At 70.8% G+C, this 22,362-nt stretch carries 18 protein-coding genes; 10 read left to right on the forward strand and 8 right to left on the reverse strand.

Translation table 11 applies throughout. The annotated features are described in order from the left end of the window. Nucleotides 1-5: 5 nt before the first annotated feature. The 3 genes from ACZ66S_RS18165 to ACZ66S_RS18175 are packed head-to-tail and all read right to left on the reverse strand — an operon-like array spanning nt 6 to nt 2,777. Nucleotides 6-917, reverse strand: coding sequence for an ABC transporter ATP-binding protein (locus ACZ66S_RS18165; protein ID WP_053849664.1), 912 nt, complete (start codon nt 915-917; stop codon nt 6-8). Next, on the reverse strand, nt 914-1,822 hold the full coding sequence (locus ACZ66S_RS18170) for an ABC transporter permease subunit (protein ID WP_469902522.1): 909 nt from the start codon (nt 1,820-1,822) through the stop codon (nt 914-916). Before ACZ66S_RS18170 ends, ACZ66S_RS18165 begins: the two co-directional genes overlap by 4 nt. Beyond that, nucleotides 1,812-2,777 (reverse strand): ABC transporter ATP-binding protein, encoded by a 966-nt coding sequence (locus tag ACZ66S_RS18175; RefSeq protein ID WP_469902523.1) that lies wholly within the window; start codon nt 2,775-2,777, stop codon nt 1,812-1,814. The genes ACZ66S_RS18170 and ACZ66S_RS18175 overlap by 11 nt, the downstream gene beginning before the upstream one ends. Before the next feature lie 248 nt (nt 2,778-3,025). On the opposite strand from ACZ66S_RS18175, the gene ACZ66S_RS18180 reads away from it, so the two are divergent. From ACZ66S_RS18180 to ACZ66S_RS18215, 8 genes are all read left to right on the forward strand, one after another. Beyond that, entirely contained in the window at nt 3,026-3,868 is an 843-nt protein-coding gene (locus tag ACZ66S_RS18180) for a M24 family metallopeptidase (protein ID WP_469902524.1), read from the forward strand. Next, nucleotides 3,865-5,622: an SDR family oxidoreductase gene (locus ACZ66S_RS18185; RefSeq protein ID WP_469902525.1), complete on the forward strand. Its 1,758-nt coding sequence runs from the start codon at nt 3,865-3,867 to the stop codon at nt 5,620-5,622. Before ACZ66S_RS18180 ends, ACZ66S_RS18185 begins: the two co-directional genes overlap by 4 nt. Beyond that, the gene (locus tag ACZ66S_RS18190) at nt 5,619-6,488 is read left to right on the forward strand and encodes a metal-dependent hydrolase (protein WP_469902526.1); all 870 of its coding nucleotides are present in this window, start codon (nt 5,619-5,621) and stop codon (nt 6,486-6,488) included. Before ACZ66S_RS18185 ends, ACZ66S_RS18190 begins: the two co-directional genes overlap by 4 nt. After that, nucleotides 6,485-7,423, forward strand: a complete 939-nt coding sequence (locus ACZ66S_RS18195; protein WP_469902527.1) for a MerR family transcriptional regulator — start codon at nt 6,485-6,487, stop codon at nt 7,421-7,423. Before ACZ66S_RS18190 ends, ACZ66S_RS18195 begins: the two co-directional genes overlap by 4 nt. A gap of 122 nt (nt 7,424-7,545) precedes the next feature. Further along, nucleotides 7,546-8,118, forward strand: a complete 573-nt coding sequence (locus ACZ66S_RS18200; RefSeq protein WP_469902528.1) for an RNA 2'-phosphotransferase — start codon at nt 7,546-7,548, stop codon at nt 8,116-8,118. Nucleotides 8,119-8,142: 24 nt separating this feature from the next. Then, entirely contained in the window at nt 8,143-8,598 is a 456-nt protein-coding gene (locus ACZ66S_RS18205; RefSeq protein WP_469902529.1) for a hypothetical protein, read from the forward strand. Nucleotides 8,599-8,650: 52 nt separating this feature from the next. After that, nucleotides 8,651-9,553 (forward strand): LLM class flavin-dependent oxidoreductase, encoded by a 903-nt coding sequence (locus ACZ66S_RS18210; protein WP_469902530.1) that lies wholly within the window; start codon nt 8,651-8,653, stop codon nt 9,551-9,553. An 83-nt stretch (nt 9,554-9,636) separates the two neighbouring features. Continuing rightward, nucleotides 9,637-10,521 (forward strand): Cof-type HAD-IIB family hydrolase, encoded by an 885-nt coding sequence (locus tag ACZ66S_RS18215; RefSeq protein ID WP_469902531.1) that lies wholly within the window; start codon nt 9,637-9,639, stop codon nt 10,519-10,521. Between the two features lie 39 nt (nt 10,522-10,560). Here the strand turns inward: ACZ66S_RS18215 and ACZ66S_RS18220 are convergent, their stop codons facing one another. The 5 genes from ACZ66S_RS18220 to hisC form a co-directional block, all read right to left on the reverse strand. After that, complete coding sequence (locus ACZ66S_RS18220; protein ID WP_469902532.1) at nt 10,561-11,619, reverse strand: M23 family metallopeptidase; 1,059 nt, start codon at nt 11,617-11,619, stop codon at nt 10,561-10,563. A gap of 110 nt (nt 11,620-11,729) precedes the next feature. Continuing rightward, a complete protein-coding gene (gene cydD / locus ACZ66S_RS18225; protein ID WP_469902533.1) occupies nt 11,730-15,224 on the reverse strand; it encodes a thiol reductant ABC exporter subunit CydD in 3,495 nt (1,164 codons plus the stop codon). Nucleotides 15,225-15,281: 57 nt separating this feature from the next. Next, a complete protein-coding gene (gene cydB / locus ACZ66S_RS18230) occupies nt 15,282-16,286 on the reverse strand; it encodes a cytochrome d ubiquinol oxidase subunit II (protein ID WP_469902534.1) in 1,005 nt (334 codons plus the stop codon). 18 nt (nt 16,287-16,304) lie between these two features. Continuing rightward, nucleotides 16,305-17,813 (reverse strand): cytochrome ubiquinol oxidase subunit I, encoded by a 1,509-nt coding sequence (locus ACZ66S_RS18235; protein ID WP_469902535.1) that lies wholly within the window; start codon nt 17,811-17,813, stop codon nt 16,305-16,307. A gap of 185 nt (nt 17,814-17,998) precedes the next feature. Beyond that, nucleotides 17,999-19,078 (reverse strand): histidinol-phosphate transaminase, encoded by a 1,080-nt coding sequence (gene hisC, locus ACZ66S_RS18240; protein WP_469902536.1) that lies wholly within the window; start codon nt 19,076-19,078, stop codon nt 17,999-18,001. Between the two features lie 437 nt (nt 19,079-19,515). On the opposite strand from hisC, the gene ACZ66S_RS18245 reads away from it, so the two are divergent. Both ACZ66S_RS18245 and ACZ66S_RS18250 read left to right on the forward strand, forming a co-directional pair. After that, nucleotides 19,516-20,628 carry a LacI family DNA-binding transcriptional regulator gene (locus tag ACZ66S_RS18245; protein ID WP_469902537.1) on the forward strand — a complete coding sequence of 371 codons (1,113 nt, stop codon included), beginning with the start codon at nt 19,516-19,518 and terminating at the stop codon, nt 20,626-20,628. A gap of 609 nt (nt 20,629-21,237) precedes the next feature. Then, nucleotides 21,238-22,305, forward strand: coding sequence for a metallophosphoesterase (locus tag ACZ66S_RS18250; protein ID WP_469902538.1), 1,068 nt, complete (start codon nt 21,238-21,240; stop codon nt 22,303-22,305). The last annotated feature ends 57 nt before the right edge of the window (nt 22,306-22,362 follow it).

Genomic DNA, 22,362 nt, shown 5'->3' on the forward strand with positions numbered 1-22,362 from the left:
GCCTCCTACGCCGCGACGAGATACGAGAAGACGGACTCGAGCGACTCGTCGGACGGCGAGACCGTGAGCAGCCGGATGCCGTGGTCGCGCGCGACCTTGGGCAGCAGCGCGGTGAACCGGCCGAAGTCGACGGCCTGGATGCGCAACGCGCCTTCCGTCAGGTCGACCTCGATGCCGGACGTGGACGGGTCGGCGATCAGCGCGGCCGCGAGCGCGCGGTCGTCGCTGGAACGCACCAGGTAGCGGTGCGGGCGGTCCGTCATCAGGCGGCGGATCCTGCGGAAGTCACCGCTGGCCGCGTGCCGGCCCGCGACGACGACCTCGATGTGCCAGGCGAGCTGCTCGACCTCTTCGAGGATGTGCGAGGAGAACAGCACGGTGCGGCCCTCGTCGCCCATGCGCCGCAGCAGGTCCATGAGCTGCATGCGCTGACGCGGGTCCATGCCGTTGAACGGCTCGTCGAGCAGCAGCAGCGAGGGGTCGTGGACCAGCGCGGACGCCATCTTCACGCGCTGGCGCATGCCCTTGGAGTACGTGGAGATCTTGCGGTCCTGCGCGTACTCCATCTCGACCGTGGCCAGCGCCTTCTGGGCGGCCTTGGCGCCGAGGCCGTGCAACTCGGCGTTGGCGACGACGAACTCGCGGCCGGTGAGGAAGTCGTACATCGCCTCGCGCTCGGGGACGATGCCGATGTGCCGGTAGATGGCCTCGTTGCGCCACACCTGCTGTCCGTCGAGGGTGACGGTGCCGGTGGAGGGGGCGAGGAAGCCGCCCATCATGTTGATGAGGGTGGACTTCCCGGCGCCGTTGGGGCCGAGGAGGCCGGTGACGCCGGGGCCGATCGTCATGGTGATGTCGTTGACGGCGACCACGTTGCCGAACCAGCGGGAGACGTGGTCGATCTGGAGCGTGGTCACAGTCCCACCTTCTTGTAGCGGCGCATCAGGAGGCCGTAGCTGGCGGCGATCAGACCGAGGACGGCCAGGACGTAGACCACGCCCTCGCCGTTCGACGGGCCGACCGCTCCCGGGAAGGCCGAGTTCGCGCCGAGGAACGCGGACTGCAGTCCGTCGATGAGCGTGACCGGCGAGAACAGGCCGATCCACGGGACGGCACTGGAGCTGCCCTGGGCGTCGGCGATGGCCTGGAGGGTGGAGACCGCGCCGTAGGAGATGGTCATGACGGCGATCACGGCCGCGATGCCGAAGCCGCGGCGCGGGGTGACCGACGCGATCACCAGGCCGATACCGGCGAAGAGCAGCGAGAGCAGCGCCACGGAGACGAGTCCCTGACCGAATCCCTTGGTCTGGTCGGTGAAGTCCAGCTTGGCCAGCAGCGCGCCCACGTAGAGCACGATCAGCGGGGCCGCGGTGAGGACGAACATCGCGGTGGCGAGCGCCGCGTACTTCGCGCGCACGTAGTCGGCGGTCTCGATGGGCCGCGAGAAGTACAGCGGCACGGTCTTGAAGCGCAGGTCGCGCGAGACGGACTGGGGTGCCTGCGAGGCGACATACAGGCTGATGACGGCCTGCATGATGATCGCGTAGCGCGTGTAGTCGACGGGCAGGTCGTTGGCCTTCGTGGCGACCGCGACGGCCACCATGATGGCCGCGGGCACGCACATCACGACGAAGAGCAGCATCGGCAGCACCTTGGACTTCACCGAGCGGCCGAGGCCGTAGGCGCCGCGCAGGGACTGCGAGTACAGCGAGCGGGTGGCGTAGGACCGGCCGAGGCGGGGGCCGTCGTAGGAGCGGTAGCCGATGTTGTGGATGCGGGTCTGGTCGCCCGAGGGGACGGTGACCGGGTGCTCAACTGCCATGGCCGACGGCCTCCTTCCGCTGCTCGTCCTCGTTCGTGAAGACTTCCGAGATGTGGTGCCTGCGCTGTTCCATGCGCACCAGGCCGAGCCCGAGGTCGGCGACGACGTCCCGGACGACGTCGTAGGTCTCCTCGCCCTGCGCGGTCAGCAGCAGGATGTGGCCGGCGCCCGGCAGACCGCTCGCGGAGTCGAGGACCTCGACGCCGCGCGCGTGGAGCGCCTCGCGCACCGCGCGGGTGCCGTCCGGGTGCGTGTCGGTGTCGGTGACCTCGACCGCGAGGGTCGTGGTGGTCTGGGTGAAGTCGGTGGTGGAGCTGGAGCGCAGGAGCTTGCCGCCGTCGATGACGACGACGTGGTCGCAGGTGCGCTCCAGTTCGCCCAGCAGGTGCGAGGTGACCAGGACCGAGATGCCGAAGTCCGTCCAGATACGGCGGATCAGGCCCAGCATGTCGTCGCGGCCGACCGGGTCGAGGCCGTTGGTCGGCTCGTCGAGGAAGACGAGCTGCGGGTCGTGCACCAGGGCCTGGGCGAGCTTCACGCGCTGCTTCATGCCGGTGGAGTAGCCGCCGATGGGGCGGTAGCGCTCCTCGTACAGGCCGACATGACGCAGGGTGTCCGCGGTGCGCTCGCGCGCGGCGGTGGGCGGCAGTCCGGACATGCGGGCCATGTGCACGACGAACTCGGTGGCCGAGACGTCGGGCGGCAGGCAGTCGTGCTCCGGCATGTAGCCGACCCGCTCGCGGATGGCGGCGCCCTTGGTCGCGACGTCGAGCCCGAGCACTTCGGCGCGGCCCTCGGTGGCGGGGGACAGACCCAGCAGGATCTTGATCATGGTGGACTTGCCGGCTCCGTTGGCGCCGACGAGTCCGGTCACACCGGGTCCGACGTCCAAGGAGAGCCGGTCAAGCGCGGTCACCCGGGGGAACCGCTTGCTCAGGCTTTCGGTCGCGATCACAGTCACATCCCCGACAGTAGTGACGCGGACCACTCAGGTCGTCACCCCGCAGAGCTGCATCGGCATCAGACTCCAGACGTACGGGCACCTAGGGGTCACCCTGAGGTCCGACAACCGGGCCTCCGTTTTCCACATCGGCGGGTTTTTCCACAGCCCGCCCAGGCCCTATTGACGCAGCCTCCAATGACTGTCACATTCGCCAGTGTCACGTTACGGACACGTACCGCGGTCGACGGGGACGAGGCGGCATGACCACAGCAGCGCACGGCGAACTGACCACCAGGTTGCGGGGATTCCGGCAGGTCCAGCGGCTCGCGTACGCATGCGCGGAGGCGGTCGCGGCCCGACTGGAACCCGGTGTGAGCGAGCGGCAGGCCGCCCGGATGCAGCGTGAGTGGCTGCGGGCGCGGGGCGTACGGGACTGGTTCCACCTGCCCTTCGCCTGGTTCGGGGACCGCACGGCGTTCACCGGCTTCCGCGTTCCGCTCCAGTTCTTCCCCACCGACCGCCGCCTGGAGCCCGGGATGCCGTTCATCCTGGACATGGCCCCGGTGTACGAGGGGCACACCGCGGACATCGGCTACTCGGGCTCGCTCGGCGTCAACCCGATCCAGGACCGGCTGATGGCCGACCTGGAGGCGCACCGCGAGCTGATCCTGCGCGAGGTCCGCGAGCGGCGGCCGCTGCGCGAGATCTACGAGGACGTCGACCGCCTCATGGTCCGCCAGGGATACGCCAACCGGCACCGCGCGTACCCCTTCGGCGTCATCGCCCACAAGGTCGACCGGGTCAAGCAGCGTCGCTGGTCCCCCCACCTGTTCGGGTTCGGCACCCAGTCCCTGAAGGGCCTGGCGGCGGACGCGCTGCATGGTCACCGCGAGGGCTGGTCCCCCCTGTGGTCGCCGTACCGCTTCTCCGACCACCCGCCGCGGCCGGGCCTGTGGGCGGTCGAACCTCACCTCGGTTTCCGGGGCACCGGCGCCAAGTTCGAGGAGATCCTCGTCGTCACCGACTCCGCGGACCCCGAGCAGAGCGCCTTCTGGCTGGACGACGATCTGCCGCACGTGCGGCGCTGGGCGGAGGAGAAGTGACCTTGCTCGAAGGAGCGCGCGAGCGCCGGGTACGCACCGGCGGCGTCGAACTGTCCGTGGCGGAACTGGGCGACCCGGCCCAACCGACCGTGATCCTCGTGCACGGCTACCCGGACAGCAAGGAGGTCTGGTCCGAGGTCGCCCCCCGCCTCGCCGACCGCTTCCACGTCGTCCTCTACGACGTCCGCGGCCACGGCCGCTCCACCGCGCCCCGGCCGCTGCGCGGCGGGTTCACCCTGGAGAAGCTGACGGACGACTTCCTGGCCGTCGCGGACGCCGTCAGCCCGGACCGGCCCGTGCACCTCGTCGGCCACGACTGGGGCTCCGTGCAGTCCTGGGAGTTCGTCACCGTCCGGCGCACCGAGGGCCGCGTCGCCTCCTTCACCTCGATGTCCGGGCCGTCCCTCGACCACTTCGGCCACTGGATCCAGAGCCGTCTGCGCCGGCCCACCCCGCGCCGGGTCGGCCAGCTCCTCGGCCAGGGCGCCAAGTCCTGGTACGTGTACGCGCTGCAGACCCCCGTCCTGCCCGAACTGGCCTGGCGCGGCCCGCTCGGCAAGGCCTGGCCGCGCATACTGGAGCGCGCCGAGAAGGTCCCCTCCGACGGCTACCCGACCGCCTCGCTGCCCAGCGACGCCGCCCACGGCGCCTGGCTGTACCGCGACAACGTCCGGTCCCGGCTGCGCCGCCCGCGCACCGACGCGTACGCACACGCGCCCGTGCAGCTCATCACGCCCCTCGGGGACGCCTTCCTCTCCGAGAAGCTCTACGACGGCCTGGAGCAGTGGGCACCGCGGCTCACCCGGCGCACCCTCCCCGCCAAGCACTGGATCCCCCGCTCCCGGCCCGACCAGGTGTCGGCGTGGATCACCGAGTTCGTGACGTCCGTCGAAGGCGGCCGGACACCGGTCCGGGCGACCGGGAAGTACGCCGACCGGTTCGGCGGACAGCTCGTCCTCGTCACCGGCGCCGGCAGCGGCATCGGACGGGCCACCGCGTTCGCCTTCGCCGAGGCCGGCGCCCGCGTGGTCGCCGTCGACCGGGAGGTCGAGTCCGCCGCCCGCACCGCCGAACTGTCCCGGCTGCTCGGCGCCCCCGAGGCCTGGGCGGAGACCGTCGACGTCTCCGACGAGCGGGCCATGGAGGAACTCGCCGCCAAGGTCGCCGCCGAGTACGGCGTGGTGGACGTGCTGGTCAACAACGCCGGCATCGGCCTCGGCGGCCCCTTCCTCGACACCACCACCGAGGACTGGAAGAAGGTCCTCGACGTCAACCTGTGGGGCGTCATCCACGGCTGCCGCCTCTTCGGCCGGCAGATGGCCGAGCGCGGACAGGGCGGCCACATCGTCAACACCGCCTCGGCGGCCGCCTACCAGCCCTCCCGGGCACTGTCCGCCTACGGCACCTCCAAGGCCGCCGTCCTCATGCTCAGCGAGAGCCTGCGCGCGGAACTGGCGGGCCGCGGGATCGGTGTCTCGGCGATCTGCCCCGGCTTCGTCAACACCTCCATCACCTCCACCGCGCGCTTCGCGGGCGTCGACGCCGACGAGGAGAAACGCCGCCAGAAGCGCACCGCCCGCCTCTACCGACTGCGCAACTACCCACCCGAGAAGGTCGCCGACGCCGTCCTCAGAGCGGTCGTGCGCAACCAGGCCGTCGTACCGGTCACCCCGGAGGCCCGCGGCGCCCTCGCCCTGGCCCGCCTCGCGCCACGGGCACTGCGGGCGATCGCACGGCTGGAGCCGCCGCGATGAGCCACCCGATCGCCCCGCGCCGGGTGGCCTTCGACTGGTCCCGCACCCCCCTGCACTGGATCCCCGGCGAGCCCACCGCCACCCACGTCGTCAACGTGCTGCACCTGCTGCTGCCGGCGGGCGAACGCTGGTTCGTGAAGGTCTTCAAGGAAGGCCTCCCGCTCGTCAGCGACCCCGGACTCCGCGCCGACGTCAAGGGGTTCATGGGCCAGGAGGCCACCCACAGCGTCCAGCACACGCACGTACTCGACCACTTGGCGGCGCAGCGCCTCGACACCGCCGCCTTCACCCGGCACGTCGACTTCCTCTTCGAGCGACTGCTCGGCGAGCACCCGCCCCTCAACGCACCGATCCCCGCGCGCGAATGGCTGCGGTTCAGGCTGTCCGTCATCGCCGCTGTCGAGCAGTTCACGGCGGTGCTCGGCGACTGGGTCCTGGCCGCCGACGGCCTCGACCGGGCCGGCGCCGACGAGGTCATGCTCGACCTCCTGCGCTGGCACGGCGCCGAGGAGGTCGAACACGGCGCGGTCGCCTTCGACATGTACCAGCACTGCGGCGGCACCGGCACCTCCCGCTACGCCCGCCGGATCGCGGGAATGGCGGTGACCGCCCCCGTGCTGCTGTACCTGTGGGTATGGGGGACGGCCTACCTGATGCGCCACGACCCGGAGCTCGCCGGACGGCTGCGCTACTCCCTCAAGGAGCACGAGAAGGCCGTACGCAAGGGACTGCTTCCGGCCTGGCGGGAACTGGGCGCGGCCGTACCGCGCTACCTCCGTCGCTCCTACCGCCCCTCGCACGAAGGGTCGTTGAGCCGTGCGGTGGAGTACCTGAAGCGGTCACCGGCGGCGAAGGCGGCCTCGTGAGCGACACCCCCGCCTACCGGATCGAGGACCTGGCCCACCTCAGCGGCGCCACCGTCCGCACCATCCGCGCCTACCAGGACCGCGGACTGCTCCCCCGCCCCGAGCGCCGCGGCCGCGCCAACATCTACACCGACACCCACCTCGCCCGGCTGCGGCAGATCGCCGACCTCCTCGACCGCGGCTACGGCCTGGCCTCCATCAAGGAACTCCTGGAGGCCTACGACTCCGGCCGCGGTCTCGGCGGGATCCTCGGGCTGGTCGCCGAGGTCGACGGCCCCTGGACCGACGAGGAGCCCGTCCGGGTCTCCCGCGCCGAACTGGACGCACACTTCGGCGGCACCCCCGACGAGGCCGCGGTCGCCGAGGCGGTGGAGCTCGGCGTGCTGGAGCCGGTGCCCGGGGACGAGGACTCCTTCCTCGTCCCCAGCCCCCAAGAGCTCGCCGTGGCGGTTGAGTTGCATGCCGCCGGAGTCCCCCTCTCCGCGATCTCGGGCCACCTGCGGGAGTTGAGGGGCCAGGTCGAGCACATCGCGGCCCGTTTCCTGGAGTTCACCACCGAGCACGTCTTCGCCCGCTACCTCGACGGACCGCACCGGCCCAGCGACTCCGACGCCGCCGAAGCGGCCTCCCTCGTACGAAGGCTGCGGCCCCTGGCACAGCAGACCGTGGACGCCGAACTCGCTCGGGCCATGCGGCTGTTGGCGGTGCAGCAGCTACGCCAACACCTCGGCTCCGGGGAGGTGCAGGACGGTCGGCCCGTGTCACGTTCCGTGGCCGTGCCCGAGGAGACGATGCGGGCGGTGGAAGGGCTGGTTGGGGCCGAGGGGGTGGCGGAGTTCTTTGTGCTGGCTGCTGAACGGGAGGTGCGGGCACGGAAGTTGGATGCGCTCACGTCAAGTGGACGCCCCCCAGTCGATTTTGACGAAGAGGGCTGACATGACAGGGAGTTGTCCACAGAAACGCCAAGTAGCCTGTGGATAACTACAGTTGGTTGTGGATCAAACATCGGGCCCAAAATCATTCGCGTGATTCACGTCTCTCCCGGCACCCTGGCGAGATGAACCAGAACAAGCCGCGCGAGTGGGACGAGAGACGCACCGTGAAGGTGTCGAAGTACCTCTCGAAGCATCTGCGCCACCAACCCGAACGGATCGGGATCACGCTCGACGAAGCCGGCTGGGTGGAGATCGACGTGCTGATCGCCGCGGCCACCGCACACGGCTTCCGCTTCACCCGCGACGAACTGGACCACGTGGTCGCCGCCAACGACAAGCAGCGCTTCGCCATCGACGGCACCCGCATCCGCGCCAGCCAGGGCCACAGCATCGACGTCGACCTGGGCCTGCCCCCGGCGACCCCGCCGCCGTACCTCTACCACGGGACCGTGGACCGCTACCTGGACGCGATCCGCGCCGAGGGACTGCGCCCCATGAACCGGCACGACGTGCACCTGTCGGCCGACCGCGAGACGGCGACCCGGGTCGGCGCCCGCCGCGGCCGCCCCGTCGTGCTCTCCGTCGACGCACAGGCCATGCACCACGACGGCCACGTCTTCCACGTCAGCGCCAACGGGGTGTGGCTGACCCAGGCCGTGCCACCGCGCTATCTGCGGTTTCCCCAGCCGCACTGAACCCGCCGGGAGATGATCGACGCCATGAACCCCGGCAGGAAGCACCTCCCCACCACCGAGGCCGCCGTCACCGAGCTCCGCGCCCTGGCCGCCGAGTACGGGCTCGCCATCGAGGTGGCCCACGACATCGGCGCCGACCAGACCTCCCGCCGCAGTGCCGCGGGCGTCGGCGTCACCACCGACCCGGACGGCACCCTGCCCCACGAGGCGTACGTCGAACTCGGCGGCCGGCCCCAGGTGGACGTGCGCCTGTTCCCGGACGACGACGCCCTGATCACCGTCGACGGCGTCGAGTGCCCCGACGTCGCCCGTGACGACGTTCCCGCGTTCCTCCGCGCCGTCTACGACGGCCACGCCTGGGTGAAGGCGCGTCGCTTCCCGCCCAGCCACTTCCTGATGGTGCCGCTCCCTGGCGACCGTGTGCACAAGGAGTTCATCCCGGTCGGCCTCAGCCCCTGGCTCAGCGAGCGCACACAGTGACCGTAGGTCACCGTTTCACGTGAAACACGGCCCGCCGCATACGCTCGGACACATGAGTCTGCGTCTGAGCACCGTGATCCTCCCGTACCGCCGCTGGAACGAGGGGGGCCGCGAGGCATGGCAGCGCGCGGAGCAGCTCGGCTTCCACACCGGATACACCTACGACCACCTGTCCTGGCGCACCTTCCGCGACGGGCCCTGGTTCGGTGCCGTGCCCACCCTGACCGGCGCCGCGGGCGTCACCGAGCGGATGCGCCTGGGCACCCTGGTGACCTCGCCGAACTTCCGCCACCCGGTGACCCTCGCCAAGGAGCTGATCACGCTCGACGACATCTCCGGCGGCCGCGTCACTCTCGGCATCGGCGCGGGCGGCACCGGCTTCGACGCCACCGCGCTCGGCCAGGACCCGTGGAGCCCGCGCGAGCGCGCCGACCGGCTCGCCGAGTTCGTCCCGCTGCTCGACCGCCTGCTCACCGAGGACTCCGTGTCCTACGAGGGCGACTTCTACTCGGCGCACGAGGCGCGCAACATCCCCGGCTGCGTCCAGCGGCCCCGGCTGCCCTTCGCCGTGGCGGCCACCGGGCCGCGCGGCCTGAAGCTCGCCGCACGCCACGGACAGGCGTGGGTGACCACCGGCGACCCGAAGCTGTACGAGAACGGCACACCCGAGCAGTCCGTCCAGGCCCTCCGCGACCAGGTCGACAGGCTCACCGACACCTGCGCGGCGCTCGGCCGGGACGTGAGCACGCTGGACAAGGTCCTGCTCACCGGTTTCACCCCCGACCGCAGCCGCCCGCTGGAGTCCCTCGACGCGTTCGTCGACTTCGCGGGCCGCCACCGGGAGCTCGGTTTCACGGAGCTCGTGATCCACTGGCCGATTGCCGATTCGGACTTCGCCGCCGACGAGAAGGTCTTCGAGCAGATCGCCATGGAGGCCGCGGCACAGGTGGGCTGAGACAGCGGCACCGGGACGCGTGGGGTACGTCCCACGTCATCTATGTCTCACCTGTGCGGGCATCCGCACGGTCGTGCACGCATATGCGGGAGAATGAGCGGGTGACCTCAGCGACTCGACAGCCCGAGACCCCGGCCGCCGACATACCGCCGCGCCTGATCGCCACCGATCTCGACGGCACTCTGCTGCGCGACGACAAGTCGGTGTCCCCACGCACGGTCGCGGCCCTCGCCGCCGCCGAGGAGGCCGGCATCGAGGTCTTCTTCGTCACCGGTCGCCCCGCCCGCTGGATGGATGTCGTCAGCGACCACGTCCACGGCCACGGCCTCGCCATCTGCGGCAACGGCGCCGCCGTGGTCGACCTGCACGGCGGCCCCGGCGCCCACCGGTTCGTGAAGGTGCGCGAGCTGGCCCGGGAGAACGCGCTGGACGCCGTACGGCTGCTGCGCGACGCGGCCCCCGGCACGGTGTACGCGGTGGAGCAGACGTACGGCTTCTACCAGGAGCCGGACTACCCCAAGCTGCACATGGAGATCCCGGACAACCTCGCCCCCGCCGAGGAGCTGCTGGCGGACGACGGTCCCGGTGCCGCCGAGCCGGTGCTGAAGATCCTCGCCTACCACCCCTCGATCGACCCGGACGCCTTCCTCACCCTGTCCCGGCTGGCCATCGGCGAGCGCGCCAACGTCACCCGGTCCAGTCCCAGCGCCCTGCTGGAGATCAGCGGGCCCGGTGTCTCCAAGGCCAGCACGCTCGCCCTGTGCTGTGCCGAGCGCGGGATCTCGCACGAGCAGGTCGTGGCCTTCGGGGACATGCCCAACGACATCGAGATGCTCACCTGGGCCGGCCAGTCGTACGCGATGGGCAACGCCCACCCCGACGCGATCGCGGCGGCCTCGGGCCGGACCGTCGCCAACAACGAGGACGGGGTGGCCGTCGTGATCGAGCGGATGCTGGAACGCCTGTAGGGGCACCGCGGCCCGGCCGAGGGGCGCTGCGCGGCCGGTTCAGCCGACCGCCGCCCCGCGTGCCGCCAGCCACGGCAGCGGGTCCACCGCCGAGCCCGCCTCGGGCGTGACCCGCACCTCGAAGTGCAGGTGCGGTCCGGTCGAGTTGCCGCTCGTGCCGGACTGGCCGATCCACCGTCCGGGCGCCACGCTCTCGCCCTGGTCGACGGTGACGGCGGCGAGATGCGCGTACTGGGTGGAGTAGCCGTCCGGGTGCTCGATCACGATCTCGATGCCGAAGGGACCGCCGCAGGACACCTTCACCACCCGGCCCGCGCCCACCGCCCGCACCGGCGTCCCGATCGGCACCGCGAAGTCCTGCCCGGTGTGCCGGCTCGCCCACCGCGTCCCACCGCTGCCGAACCCGGCGGACAGCTCGTACGCCGTCACCGGAGCGACCCAGGTGCCCTCCACCGCCGGCGGCGGCTCGTCCAGGTGGACGGCACCCCGGCACGAACCTGCCGCCACGGAGACGTCGGCCTGACTCTGCAACTGCCCGCGAGCGTCTTCGAGCGTCCGCTCGATCTCCTGCTTCAGGGCGTCCAGTTCGGCACGGCGCTGCTCCAGCTTCCGCCAGACCGCCGCGGCCTTCGCCTCGTCCGCGGCGAGCCGGGCCTCGGCCCGGCGGCTCTTCTCGACCGCGTTGTCGACGGCCAACGTCGTCCGGGAGAAGACGTGCTGGCCCCGCATCAACTCGGCGGGATCCCGGGCGAAGATGATCTGCGCGGTCAGCGGGAGGCCGCCGCTGTCGCGGTACTGGGCCCGGGCGACCCGGCCGAGGTGCTCCCGCAGCACCGCGATCTCCCGGCGCTCCCGGCCCAGCAGTTCCTCGAACCACCGCGCCCGCGCCCGCTGCGCCTCCGCCTCCTGACGTCCCGCCTCGTACCGCTGGGTCGCCAGCGCCGCGTCCTGATACAGCCGCAGCACCTGAGCGCCGACCCCCGGATCCCCGTCCTCGGGGTGGCCCGCGGCGGCGGCGTCCGGGGGACGGGCCGCCAGCACCGCGACCGCACACAGCAGAGCCGGAACGAGCAGCGGATGGCGGCGAGGTGAGCGCATGTCAGCGATCCTGTCCCGGCAACCCGGACACGGTCCTGTTCAAGGCGTACGGCCGGGGGACAGGTTGCTGCGCACGGGTCAGTGGCGCACCCGCCCGGCATCCGCCGTCCTCACCGCGCCGCCACCAGCAGCTCCGACTCCGCCTCCCGCTCGGCCATCCCCCGCAACGGCCCCTCCGCACCAGCCAGCTCCGCATAGGAACCGCGCTGCACGATCCGCCCCTCGTCGAGCACGACCACCTCGTCCACCGACTCCAGCCCCGCCAGGCGGTGCGTGATGAGCAGGGTCGTACGGCCCTCGGTGGCGGCCAGCAGATCGGCGGTGAGCGCGTCGGCGGTGGGCAGGTCGAGATGTTCGGCGGGCTCGTCCAGCACCAGGACGGGGAAGTCGGCCAGCAGCACCCGGGCCAGCGCGAGCCGCTGGCGCTGGCCGCCCGACAGCCACGCCCCGTGCTCACCGACCAGGGTGTCCAGCCCGTCGGGCAGGCTCTCCGCCCAGTCGAGCAGACGGGCCCGCCGCAGCGCGTCCCGCAGTTCCTCCTCGCTCGCGTCCTTCCGGGCGAGCAGCAGGTTCTCGCGCACCGAGCTGTCGAAGAGGTGGGCGTCCTGGGCGCACAGTCCCACCAGCCGCCGTACCTCGTCGCTGTGCAGGCCGTAGGCGTCCACACCGCCCAAGGTGTAGCTGCCGGCGTCCGCGTCCAGGAAGCGCAGCAGCACCTGAGCGAGGGTCGTCTTGCCGGAGCCGGAGGCGCCGACCACGGCGATCCTTCGCCCTTCCGCGAGGGTCAGGTCCAGGCCCGCGAGCGCGTCCCGGTCCTGGCCCTCGTATCGGGTGGTCACTTGCCTGAGGACGACGGGGAAGGGCGAGGCGGGCGCCTGCCGAGCGTGCTCCGGCTCCCGTACCGGCTCGGGCGCGTCCAGCACCTCGTGTACGCGCTCCGCGCTCCTGCGCACCCGCTGGCGGTACTGCACGGCGACCGGCAGACCGAGCACGGCCTCGAAGGCGGCCAGCGGGGTGAGGACGACGACGGCCATGGTGACCCCGCCGAGCCGACCGGAGGCGACCGCCTGGGCGCCGACGAGGGCAGTCGCGGTGACGGTCAGGCCGCAGATCAGGGCGGCCAGACCGTCCCCGAGCGCGGTGGCGGTGGCGGCGCGGGAGGCGATCCGGGTGAGGACGCCGTCGGCCCGCCGAGCCTCGGCGGTACGGGCGGGCAGGGCACCGGCGACGGTCAACTCGGCGGTCCCGGTGAGGAGATCGGTCACCCGGGTCGACAGGTTCCCGCGGGCGGGGGCGAGCCTGCGCTCGGCGCGGCGGGCCACGGCACCCGTGACCAGCGGGACCCCGACGCCGGCGGCCAGCAGGCCCACGGCCAGCGCGGCACCCGCCTCCGGCAGCAGCCAGGCCGTGAAGCCCACGGAGGCCGCCGACACCACGACGGCTGCACCGGCGGGCAGCAGCCAGCGCAGCCAGTAGTCCTGGAGGGCGTCCACGTCCGAGACGAGCCGCGAGAGCAGATCACCCCGGCGGGCCGTGCGCAGACCGGCGGGCGCCAGCCGCTCCAGGCGCCGGTACACGGCGACCCGGGTGTCGGCGAGCATGCGCAGGACGGCGTCGTGCGACACCAGCCGCTCCGCGTACCGGAACACGGCCCGTCCGATCCCGAAGGCCCGGGTCGCCGTCACGGCCACCATCAGATACAGCACGGGCGGCTGCTGCGAGGCCCGCGAGATGAGCCACCCGGAGGTCGCCATCAGTCCCACGGCGCTGCCGAGGGCGAGGCTGCCGAGCAGCAGGGCGAGCGCGAGGCGCCCCCGTCGGGGGCCTGCCATGGCACGGACACGGGTGAGCACACCGCGCGCCGCTGCCACCTGCTCGACCGTTTCAAGCTCGGCCGGAGCCGGAACGGGGTCACCGTCCTCGACCGCGCGAGACGTGGACGCCCTGACCGTGGTGTCCGCAGAGGCCGGGGCCGCGGGCTCCGTCAGCCGCACCACCCGGTCCGCCACCCCGAGCAACGCCGGCCGGTGCACCACCAGCAGCACCGTCCGCCCGGCCGCCAGCCGCCGTACGGCCGCCACGACCTCCGCCTCGGTCGCCCCGTCGAGCGCCGCCGTCGGCTCGTCCAGGAGCAGGACCGGCCGGTCCGCGAGGAACGCCCGGGCCAGCGCGAGCCGTTGCCGCTGCCCGGCGGAGAGCCCGGCGCCGTCCTCGCCTAGCACGGTGGCGGCGCCGAGCGGAAGCGCGTCGACGAACCCCAGCGCCCCCGCGTCCCCCAACGCCCGCCGCACCGCGGCCTCGTCGGCGTCGGGCCGGGCGAGCCGGACGTTCTCGGCGATCGTCCCGGCGAACAGGTGCGGCCGCTGCGGCACCCACGCGATGCGCGACCGCCACTCCTCCAGGTCGGCCTCGGCGAGATCGACTCCCCCGATCCGCACCCGCCCCTCGACCGGCCGCACAAAACCCAGCAGGACGTTGAGCAAGGTCGACTTGCCCGCCCCGCTGGGCCCGACCAGTGCGACCGACTCGCCGGGCGCGACCTCGAAGGACACGTCCGTGACGGCGTCCCCGGAGCGGCCGGGGTACCGGACCGTGACCCGCTCGAAGGCCAGCGCACCGGCGGGCGCGACAGCCGTGCCCGAGGCCGGCACCGGCGTCTCCAGCACGGAGAAGATCTCCTCGGCGGCCGCCAGCCCCTCCGCCGCCGCGTGGTACTGCGCACCCACCTGCCGCAGCGGCAGATAGGCCTCGGGGGCCAGGATGAGGATGACCAGGCCGTCGTACAGGTGCATCTCGCCGTGCACGAGCCGCATCCCGATCGTCACGGCGACCAGCGCCACCGAGAGCGTCGACAGCAGCTCCAGCGCGAAGGAGGAGATGAAGGCGATCCGCAGCGTCCGCATGGTCGCCTGCCGGTACTCACCGGTGATGCGGCGGATCGACTCGGCCTGCGCCTTGGCCCGGCCGAACACCTTCAGGGTCGGCAGCCCCGCCACGACGTCCAGGAAGTGCCCCGACAACCGCGACAGCAGCCGCCACTGACGGTCCATCCGGGACTGCGTGGCCCAGCCGATCAACACCATGAAGACCGGGATGAGGGGCAGGGTGCCGACGATGATGGCCGCCGAGACCCAGTCCTCCGTCACGATCCGCGCCAGCACCGCCACCGGCACGACCACCGCCAGCCCCAACTGCGGCAGATAGCGCGAGAAGTAGTCGTCGAGCGCGTCGACACCCCTGGTGGCGAGAGCGACCAGGGACCCGGTCCGCTGTCCGCTCAGCCACCCCGGCCCCAATGCGGTGGCCCGCTCCACCAGGCGGCCTCGCAGCTCCGACTTCACCGCCGCGCTCGCCCGGTGCGCGGCCAGTTCGGTGAGCCACGAGACAAGACCACGGCCTGCGGCGACGGCCGCCAACAGCAGTAGGGGAGTGCGGAGTTCTGCGACCGCCAGACCGTGCTGGAACGCGCCGACCACGATCTCGGCGATGAGCATCGCCTGAGCGATGACCAGCAGGGCGCCGAGGACTCCCAGACCCACCACGGCCACCAGGAAGAGGCGGGTGGCCCGGGCGTAGCGGAGGAGACGCGGGTCGATCGGTTTCACGTGAAACACACCCTCTTCTCAAGGGGCATGTTTCACGTGAAACATGCCCCATCGGGCTCAGTGCGCGGCTTCGGCGATGTGCTGCGTGCCGATCCGCTTGCGGAACACCCAGTAGGTCCAGCCCTGGTAGAGCAGGACGACCGGAGTGGCGATTCCCGCACACCAGGTCATGATCCTCAGCGTGTACGGGCTCGACGAGGCGTTGGTGACCGTGAGGCTCCAGTCCGCGTCGAGCGAGGACGGCATGACGTTCGGGAAGAGCGTCAGGAAGAGCATGGCCACGGCGGCCACGATGGTGACGCCCGACAGTGCGAACGACCAGCCCTCACGGCCCGCCTGGTTGGCCACCAGGGCGGCGACCAGCGCGGCCACGGCCACCACCAGAGCGACCAGGCTCTTGGCGTCACCGCTGTCGACCTGCGTCCACAGCAGGAAGACCAGTGCCAGCCCGGCCGCGGTGAGCCCGACCCGGGTCGCCAGCTTCCGCGCCCGCTCCCGGATCTCACCGACGGTCTTCAGGGCCGTGAACACCGTCCCGTGGAAGGTGAACAGGGTCAGCGTCACCAGACCACCGAGCAGGGCGTACGGGTTGAGCAGGTCCCAGAGGGAGCCGACGTACTCGAAGTCCTGGTCGATCTTCACCCCGTGCACGATGTTGCCGAAGGCCACACCCCACAGGAACGCGGGGATGAGCGAGGTCCAGAAGATCGCGGTCTCCCAGTTGCGCTGCCAGTTCTCCTCGGGCCGCTTGGCCCGGTACTCGAAGGCGACACCCCGGACGATCAGGCAGACCAGGATGACCAGCAGCGGCAGGTAGAAGCCGGAGAAGAGCGTCGCGTACCAGTCGGGGAAGGCGGCGAAGGTCGCGCCGCCCGCTGTCAGCAGCCACACCTCGTTGCCGTCCCAGACCGGGCCGATGGTGTTGATCAGGACGCGCTTCTCGGTCCGGTCACGGGCGAGCAGCTTGGTGAGGACGCCGACTCCGAAGTCGAAGCCCTCCAGGAAGAAGTAGCCGGTCCACAGGACGGCGATGAGCACGAACCAGACGTCGTGAAGTTCCATGACTCGATCTCCCTCGGCCTAGTACGAGAAGGCCATCGGCTTGTCGGCGTCACGGGTGTCGCCGCCGATCTTCGTGGGCGGGTTGAGGTCGGCCTCGGTGAGCTCGGGCGGGCCGGCTTTGACGTACTTCACGAGCAGCTTGACCTCGACGACGGCGAGGATGGCGTACAGAGCCGTGAAGACGAGCATCGAGATGAGGACCTCGGCCTGGGAGACGCCGGGGGAGACCGCGTGCCGGGTCTGCAGGACGCCGTAGACGACCCAGGGCTGGCGGCCCATCTCGGTGAAGATCCAGCCCCAGGAGTTGGCGATCAGCGGGAAGCCCAGGGTCCAGATCGCCACGAGCCAGTAGAGCCTGCCGAGCTTGGGGCTGAGGGCCTTGTTCCTGAAGAGGACCAGATGCGGCACCTCGTCGTCGGCCACCCGCAGGTGCTGCGGGAGCATGAACTTCTTGCGGGTCAGCCACAGTCCGGCGAGGCCGATGGCGAAGGACGCCATGCCGAAGCCGATCATCCAGCGGAAGGCCCAGAAGGTCACGGGGATGTTGGGCCGGTAGTCCCCCGGTCCGTACTTCTCCTGCTCGGCCTTGTTGACGTCGTTGATGCCGGGGATGTACGAGGTGAAGTCGTCGTTGGCCAGGAAGGACAGCAGGCCCGGGATCTCGATGGCCACGCTGTTGTGGCCCTTCTCCACGTCGCCGTAAGCGAAGATCGAGAAGGGGGCCGATTCCTGGCCGTCCCACAGGGCCTCGGCGGCCGCCATCTTCATCGGCTGCTGCTTGAACATGACCTTGCCGAGCGTGTCACCGCTGATCGCGGTGAGCATGCCGGCGATGACCACGGTGACCAGGCCGAGACGCAGCGAGGTCTTCATCACGGGGATGTGCTTCTTGCGGAACAGGTGGAAGGCCGCGATGCCGACCATGAAGGCGCCGCCGGTCAGGAAGGTGGCCGACAGGGTGTGGAAGACCTGGGCGAGCGTGGTGTTCTGGGTCAGCACCGCCCAGAAGTCGGTGAGTTCGGCGCGGCCCTTCTCCTTGTTGATCCGGTAGCCGACCGGGTGCTGCATCCACGAGTTGGCCGCGAGGATGAAGTACGCCGACAGGATCGTGCCGATCGAGACCATCCAGATGCAGGCCAGGTGGATCTTCTTGGGCAGCTTGTCCCAGCCGAAGATCCACAGACCGATGAAGGTGGACTCGAAGAAGAAGGCGATCAGGGCCTCGAAGGCCAGCGGGGCGCCGAAGACGTCACCGACGAAGCGCGAGTAGTCGGACCAGTTCATGCCGAACTGGAACTCCTGCACGATGCCGGTGACCACACCCATCGCGATGTTGATCAGGAAGAGCTTGCCCCAGAACTTCGTGGCCCTGAGGTACTTCTCGTTCTCCGTCCGCACCCAGGCGGTCTGGAGGCCTGCCGTGAGCGCGGCCAGGGAGATCGTCAGGGGGACGAACAGGAAGTGGTAGACGGTGGTGATGCCGAACTGCCATCGCGCCAGGGTCTCCGGCGCCAGAGCCAGGTCCACGTCGCCGCTCCTTACCTCACAGGCTTGTGGAACAAATGCGTGCGAAGCGTCCGCTTGTGAAAGCGTTCACATTCACAAGCTAGTATGCCGTACCTGTTTTCGATAAACGAAGGGGGGTCCCCGTTCACCTTCGGGGACCCCCTGCTAAACCTCTCTGACCTGCGTGGACGTCAGGCCGGTGTGAGCTAGAGCTCCTTGCGGAAGCCCTCCGCCACCTTCAGGAAGATGTCGTTCGCCTCGGCCTCGCCGACCGTCACGCGCACACCCTCGCCCGCGAAGGGCCGTACGACCACACCGTGCTGCTCGCACGCGGCGGCGAAGCCGACCGTGCGCTCCCCCAGCCGCAGCCACACGAAGTTGGCCTGGGTCTCGGGCACCGTCCAGCCCTGGGCGCGCAGCCCCTCAACCACCCGGTTGCGCTCGCAGACCAGCGAGCCGACCCGGCCCAGGAGTTCGTCCTCGGCCCGCAGCGAGGCGATCGCCGCCTCCTGCGCGAGCTGGCTCACCCCGAAGGGGACCGCCGTCTTGCGCAGGGCCGCGGCCACCGGCTCGTGGGCGATCGCGAAGCCGACCCTCAGCCCCGCGAGGCCGTACGCCTTGGAGAAGGTCCGCAGCACGCAGACGTTCGGCCGGGTGCGGTACAGCTCCACGCCGTCCGGCACCTCGGGGTCGCGGATGAACTCGCGGTAGGCCTCGTCCAGCACCACCAGCACGTCACTCGGCACCCGGTCGAGGAATCGTTCCAGCTCGGCCCGCCTGACGACCGTGCCCGTCGGATTGTTGGGGTTGCACACGAAGATCAGCCGGGTCCGCTCGGTGATCGCGTCGGCCATCGCGTCCAGGTCGTGCACATCGCCCGACGTCAGCGGCACCCGTACCGAGTTGGCACCGCTGATCTGCGTGATGATCGGGTACGCCTCGAACGACCGCCACGCGTAGATCACCTCGTCGCCCGGCCCCGAGGTCGCCTGGATCAACTGCTGGGCGACGCCGACCGAGCCCGTGCCGGTCGCCAGGTGGGAGAGCGGGACGCCGAAGCGCTCGGACAGCTCCTCCATCAGGCCCGTGCAGGCCATGTCCGGGTACCGGTTGAAGGAGGAGACCGCGGCCGTCACCGTCTCCAGCACACCCGGCAGCGGCGGATACGGGTTCTCGTTGGAGGACAGCTTGTAGGCCACCGGACCGCCGGCAGCGGCGGGCTTGCCCGGCTTGTACGTGGGAATACCCTCCAGCTCGGCACGCAGCTTGGGGCTCGTCTCGCTCACCGCAGTCCTCCTCTGGACCACCGACACATGACCACCGGAACATGGCGGCCGACTCCGGCAGCCGGCTCCAATACTGCTCACCTTATGAGGATTGGGCGCCGATGCGTACAGGTGCGAGCCAACCTCATACGCCCCACCCGCATCAGGGGCATCACCGTACGAAGGCAGACGAATCAGGGGGCGTGATCACATATATCTATGCGCCGGTGGCTCGCGCCGTAGCGCGCGTCACCCGTGAAGGTGAGTTGAGACCTCTTCGAAACATCGGGGGCTTGGCAGGCCCATGCGCGCCGACAAGTTAAGTAGTGCCATTGGATCGTTTAACTGACTGTTTTTCAAAGGTAGTTGGCACTAGATGACCTTGCAGAAACGTGCCTGTCAACGCGTGCATATGCGTCCGCCCTACCCCACCGCATGAGCCCTACTATCGGCTCGCCATGACAGCAGCAGGGAAGCACCAGGTGAGCCGCGCGGAAACCTCACGTCGAGGCAGTCGGCCGGGCCGGGCGGGCATCAGAGACGTGGCCGCCGCCGCCGGAGTCTCCATCACGACCGTCTCCGACGCCCTGAACGGCAAGGGCAGACTCCCGGACGCCACCCGCCGCCATGTCAGAGAGGTCGCCGACCGACTGGGTTACCGGCCCTCGGCCGCGGCCAGAACCCTCCGTACCGGCAAGTCGGGACTCATCGGCCTGACCGTGACGACGTACGGGGATGAACCTTTCACCTTCACCGAGTTCGCGTACTTCGCCGAGATGGCGCGGGCCGCCACCTCGGCCGCGCTCGCCCGCGGTTACGCCCTCGTCATCCTGCCGGCGACCTCCCGCCACGACGTGTGGTCGAACGTCGCCCTGGACGGCACGGTGGTCATCGACCCGTCCGACCAGGACCCGGTCGTCAGCGAACTGGTCCGGCAGGGACTGCCGGTCGTCTCCGACGGCCGCCCGGCCGGCGCGCTCCCGGTCACCGCCTGGGTCGACAACGACCACGAGGCCGCCGTCCTCGGCATCCTCGACCACCTCGCCGACGCCGGCGCTCGCCGCATCGGCCTGCTGACCGGGACCACGACGGACACGTACACCCATCTGTCGACCACCGCGTACCTGCGCTGGTGCGAGCGGGTGGGGCAGGACCCGGTCTACGAGGCCTACCCGGCGCACGACCCCTGCGCGGGCGCCGTCGCCGCCGACCGGCTGCTCGCCCGCCCCGACCGACCGGACGCCGTCTACGGCCTGTTCGACCCGAACGGCACCGACCTGCTGGCCGCCGCCCGCCGCTACGGGCTGCGCGTCCCGGACGACCTGCTCATCGTCTGCTGCAGCGAGTCCACCGTGTACGCCAACACCGAGCCGCCCGTCACCACGCTCTCCCTCAAGCCCCGCCGCATCGGCACGGCCGTGATCCAGCTCCTCATCGACGCCATCGAAGGGGTCGAATCGGACCAACCGGTCGAGCAGGTGATACCGACCGAGCTGATCGTGCGCACCTCCTCGCAGCGGCGGGCCCCTCGCACGACGGTCAGCCCGCCGCGGTCGCCCGAGGAGGGGTAGGCCGTCGGCGGAGCGGAGCGGCTCGGGCCGGTTCGGGTCGGGTCGGGTCGGGTCGGGTCGCGGCGAACCGGCGGCTCCGGTCGTGGCGGACGGGCGAGGCGGACGGGCGTGGCGGTGTGACGGAGCGGGGGGTGGCGGAGTGGTGGTGTGGTGGGGTGCACGACGCTGCGAATCCAGACAGTCCGCGTCGGCGGCTGCAAAGGTCTCCGGGCCGGCGGCCTGGAGGGTGTCCGGGTCCGCGCCCGAGAGTGTCCAGGTTCGCGCGCCCGAGGGTGCCGGGCCTGTGCCCGACGGTGTCCAGGTCCGCGACCGAGGGTGTCCGGGTCCGCAGCCCCGTACCCGCCGTCAACCCCGTGGGCGATCTGCCGTCTCACGCGTCGGTGACCCGATCCGTCGGACCGGCTGCCGGAGCGGAGCGTCAGGCGGGGGTCGAAGCCCGGCCCAAACGGGGCGAATGCCGCGGTGAACAGGAGTCTTGCTCCGATTCACCACCCCTGGGTCATCACACGGCGCGATCCGCATTCCTATGATGGGCCCACGACACCGCGGGGCCGCTGCGACCAGGCAGTCCGAAGCGGTGCAGAAGCGGCGCGATGGTGGAGGGGTCTGATGACTCAGGGGGCCGGTCAGGGACCCGAGGTGGAGCGCACAGCGGTGCTGCGCGACTTCCGGGTGCCCGCGTACGTCAACGAGACCGGTCCGTACGGCCACAGCACACACCCCGGAGACGTCGTCCCGGCCCACGAGGAGGCCTACCCGGAGGGGTACACCCCCACCGAACAGGACCTGCCCGTCATCGACCACGGCGACGGACTCCAGGCGGCCGCCGACCCCGCCGCCGAGCAGGCTGCGGACGGTCCCGGTCCGCTCTTCGTCGTCGGCGACGTCCACGGCTACCTCGACGAACTGATGGCCGCACTCCACGAGAAGGGCCTGGTCGACGCCGCCGGCAACTGGTGCGCGGGCACCGCCCGGCTGTGGTTCCTCGGCGACTTCACCGACCGCGGTCCCGACGGCATCGGCGTCATCGACCTCGTGATGCGGCTGTCCGCGGAGGCCGCGGCGGCGGGCGGCTACTGCAAGGCCCTCATGGGCAACCACGAGCTGCTGCTGATCGGCGCCAAGCGGTTCGGCGACACCCCCGTCAACTCCGGCGCGGGCACCGCCACCTTCCAGGCGGCCTGGCTGCTCAACGGCGGGCAGAAGACCGACATGGACCGCCTCCAGGACCACCACCTGCAGTGGATGGCCCGCCTCGACGCCGTCGAGGAGGTCGACGGCCACCTGCTCGTCCACTCCGACACCACCGCCTATCTCGACTACGGCGACTCGATCGAGGCGGTCAACGACACCGTCCGCGAGACCCTCACGCGCAATGACGCGGACGAGGTGTGGGACCTGTTCCGCAAGTTCACCAAGCGCTTCTCCTTCCGCGACGAAGGCGGCGCCGACCATGTGCGCTCCCTGCTCGACACGTACGGCGGCAACCGCGTCGTCCACGGCCACAGCCCGATCCCCTATCTGCTCGGCGAGGTGGGCTCCGAGGACGACAAGGAGGAATCCGGTCCGCTGGTCGAGGGACCGCACGTCTACGCCGACGGACTGGCCATCGCGATGGACGGCGGAGTGACCATGGCCGGAAAACTGCTGGTCCAGCAACTGCCCCTGGATAACTGAACCTTCACCGGGCAGACCTTCCCCCAGGACGGACCGACCGTCTACCGCGCAGGCCAG

This window comes from Streptomyces sp. NPDC107471, from assembly GCF_055582845.1.